This window comes from Corynebacterium sp. HMSC035E02 (genome assembly GCF_001836065.1).
In the GTDB taxonomy this organism is placed as follows: Bacteria; Actinomycetota; Actinomycetes; order Mycobacteriales; family Mycobacteriaceae; genus Corynebacterium; species Corynebacterium hiratae.
This window is the reverse complement of sequence record NZ_KV827334.1, coordinates 1-348: the sequence shown is the minus strand read 5'-3', so window position 1 is coordinate 348 and position 348 is coordinate 1. Positions and strand designations below refer to the sequence as shown.

Below are 348 nucleotides of genomic sequence, written 5' to 3'. Positions count from 1 at the left end.
TCCTCTGCCTTCGGCTCTTCCTTCTTCTCTTCGGCCTTGGGCTCTTCCTTCTTTTCCTCTTCCTTGGCGGCAGGCTTTTCGGAGGCTGCGGCGGAGCCATCGCCGACGCGGGCGATGACGGCGCCGACGTCGACGGTGTCGTCTTCCTCGGCGAGGATTTCAATGAGGGTGCCGGCGACCGGGGACGGGATTTCGGTGTCGACCTTGTCGGTGGAGACCTCGAGCAACGGTTCGTCGACCTCGACGGTGTCGCCGACGGACTTCAGCCACTGGGTGATGGTGCCCTCGGTGACGGACTCACCAAGCTCCGGCATTTCCACGTCGGTGGCATCACCAGAAGCGGCCGGC

At 64.4% G+C, this 348-nt stretch carries 1 protein-coding gene; it reads right to left on the bottom strand.

Going from position 1 to position 348, the window contains the following annotated elements; genetic code table 11:
* The coding region (locus HMPREF2635_RS05135) for a biotin/lipoyl-containing protein (protein WP_305764540.1) at positions 1-348 on the bottom strand (348 nt) is incomplete at both ends.